Annotated in this window: 2 protein-coding genes; both read right to left on the bottom strand. The window is 53.1% G+C overall.

What is annotated here, in order from left to right; genetic code table 11:
* Positions 1 to 248: hypothetical protein (locus tag VGT41_03610; protein HEV2601359.1), on the bottom strand; the 248-nt coding region annotated here is incomplete at its 3' end.
* 2,568 nt (positions 249 to 2,816) lie between these two features.
* Positions 2,817 to 3,075, bottom strand: a 259-nt coding sequence (locus VGT41_03605; GenBank protein ID HEV2601358.1) for a hypothetical protein, incomplete at its 5' end; no start/stop codon positions are given.

The following is a 3,075-nucleotide window of genomic DNA, read 5'->3' as shown; positions in this document are numbered from 1 at the left end:
TCTTCTTCTTCTTCTTCTTCTTCTTCTTCTTCTTCTGGATCTCTTTCTTCCTCTTGTTCTTCGTCTTTCCCTAGCTCTTGTTCTTTTTCTTCGTTTCCTTCGTGTGGTTTGGGGTCGGGTGGTTTTATACCTAGCTCTTCTTCTTCAGAGAGTACAGCGTCGGTTGGTTTGGGGGAGGGTACAGCCTCGCTTGGTTCGGGGGAGGGTACAGCGTCGGTTGGTTCCGCTTCAGCTGTTCGGAAGGGCAAGGTTTACAGAGTTCTCTTGAGTCTTTGCACGGTTAACGTCCCACTCGTTAAGAAGATTCCTAGGACCGTTGTGGGGTTGTTTGCGAAGATGTGGGGTTCTCTCCTTGAAGAGGCTTGCTTTTCACGCACCTTACCAGCTTGGAGCGCCTTCCTGTCTTTTCCTCGGTGCATTCTTCTTGCACCTGTTCGTGCAGGTCGTTCACTTTCTCGGGGTCAAACAGTCGTGGGGCTGATCCAATCGCGGTTAGAGTTATGGCCAACCAAGTCCGAGGAGCTTTGGAAGGCCGTGGTAGAGCGTTCACAGCTCAGAGCGAGGAAACCAAAGACAGGCGATGAAAAACGTAAGGGATCTGCAAGTGATGAAAAACGGAAGGGATCAGCCGCTGAGTCTGCGGTGGTGCAAGCCCTTCGAATAGGAGACGTAAAGAAGGCTTTGCGCACGCTTTGTGCTGCTCCCATGGCTCCGAAGTGTGACGAGACGTTTCAAGCGCTCAAGGACTTGCATCCAGACGGTGCACCACCTTCGCGGGTTCCCGCCTGCCCCGCTCCTCGCTTTGACTCCCAAACGGTTCAAGATGCCCTCGCCTCCTTCAGTCCGGGTGCTGCTGGGGGTTTGTTCGGTTACACACCTCTTCACCTTCGTCAGTGCTTTTTCGCAGAGACCTTTTCGTTTCAGCGCCAACTCACAAATGCGGTAAACCAGTTTGCGGATGGAAAGGCTCCGAGTTTCCTACAGCCTTTTCTCGCGGGTGGGGTTTCAATTGCTTTGAGCAAGCCAGGAGCGAGTATGGCAGTCAGACCCTTGTGTTGTGGTGACCCTCTTCGTCGCCTCGTGGCAAAGTGTTTCTGCATTGCAGGGAAAGGTAGCATCACGGAGGTTTTCAAGGGTCGGAACTACGGGGTAGGTTGTCCAGGCGGTGTCGAGGTGGTTACTCATTCGCTTCGCGATGTCCTTCAGCGTCACGCAGGGTCCGAGCTAGCGCTTCTTAAGATCGACTTTAAGAACGCCTTTAACCAGATCGACAGGGATGCTTTTGTGAAGGCCACTTGCACCACTCTCCCAGGTTTGACCAACTGGACAGAGTGGTGCTACCGACAGCCTTCGATTTTACTCTACGATCACCAGCGCGTCCTTTACTCTTCTTGCGGTGTCCAGCAGGGTGATCCCTTGGGCCCGCTGTACTTTTGTTTCGGTCTTGCCCCCCTTGTGAGTGTCATCCAGTCCTTGAACCCCGTGTACAACAAGTGGTACATGGACGATGGGGGCATCGTAGCCCCTATTGAGACACTTGTGAAGGTGTGGGAGATCTTGGAGAGGGAGGGTCCACGTGTGGGGCTGATCTTGAGTCCGAAAAAGTGCGAGTGGTCTTGGTTAGACCCCACCCGCTCTGAGCCGTGTCCAATTCAGGGCGTCACCCTTGTTCCGACCTCAGAAATCTGCATGCTGGGAGTACCGTTGGGTTCAGCAGCTGAGTCCGCTAGGTTTGTACAGAAAAAACTCTTTTCCCGTCTGACTGTGGCTGTCAACCGTTTGCAGGACTTCGAGGACACCCAGTCTGCCTTTTTTCTTCTGCGTATTTCTTTTTCTATAGTTAGAGCTGTCCACTTCATGCGCACAACTCCGCTTGGCCACTGGTCAGAACAGGCCACTGAGTTTGACAACAGCATTCGACGGGCCACAGAACAGATCCTCGGGTTCGCTTTGAGTGATGCCGCTTACACTCAGGCTTGTCTGACCCCCTCTTTAGGTGGCCTCGGTCTTCGTCGCACCGCCGTGCACGCCGACGCGGCATTTGCGGCCAGTTGGCGAGAAGCGAAGTCCGAGTCTGGAGAGAGTTGGTTAGTTCCACCTTTTGACACAACCTTGTACGGCAGTCAGAAGGATGCCTCGTATCGGATCGACGAGGCAATCCATAAGCGTTTAGTCGACAGTGCACCAAATCCGCGTGAACGCCAGCGCTTGCGTCGCCTAGCTGAGCCTCACTCCGGAGCTTGGATTACAGCCGTCCCATCAAACGAAGACGGGTACGACACCGTCATGCCTCCGAAACTTTTCCGCATCGCAGTCGCGTACCGGCTCGGTGTCGAAGTTGTCCCCCTCGGGCTCTCTTGCCCTCGTTGCATGCAAACCATTGATGTTATGGGCGATCACGCCTCTTGCTGCTCGAGGAATGGAGATCTCGTTGTGCGGCACCATCGAATTCGGAACCTTGTGGGAAAGTTTTGCGAAGAGGCCCTGCTGTCTCCTATCCTGGAAAAGGCAAACATCCTAGGACCGACTGATGGTCGTCGGCCTGGTGATGTGACGTTGCGGCTTTGGAAAAACAGCAAGGGTCTAGCCATTGACGTAGCGGTGACCAGTCCGTACACGTCTTCAGGTGTTTTCATGAAGGATCCTGCTGAATCGTACGCCAGGAACAAGAAACACGGGTGTTACGACAAGGGCTTCGTTGGAACGGACTTCTTCTTTTGTCCTCTCATCCTTGAGACCACAGGAGGGATCAACGAGGAAGGTACCGACGTCTTGAGGCAGATCTTCAGGTTTGGGTCGCGGCGTTTGAACATGGTTCACAGTGTGTATGCTGGACGGGCTTGGGCGAGACTGTCTTGCAATCTGCAGAGCTCGGTTGCACAGGCAATCTTGAACCGCACTTGTGCTTGGGACCCTTTTGCGGAGGGCAGCTCTTCTTTTTCTTCTTCGTCTTCTTCTTCTTTCTCCTCTTTTACTTCTTCTTCCTCTTCTTCTTCTTCTTCTTCTTCTTCTTCTTCTTCTTCTTCTTCTTCTTCTTCTTCTTCTTCTTCTTCTTCTTCTTCTTCTTCTTCTTCT

The organism is Candidatus Babeliales bacterium, assembly GCA_035944115.1.
Lineage (GTDB): Bacteria > Babelota > Babeliae > Babelales > Vermiphilaceae > DASZBJ01.
This window is presented reverse-complemented; position numbering and strand designations above follow the sequence as displayed.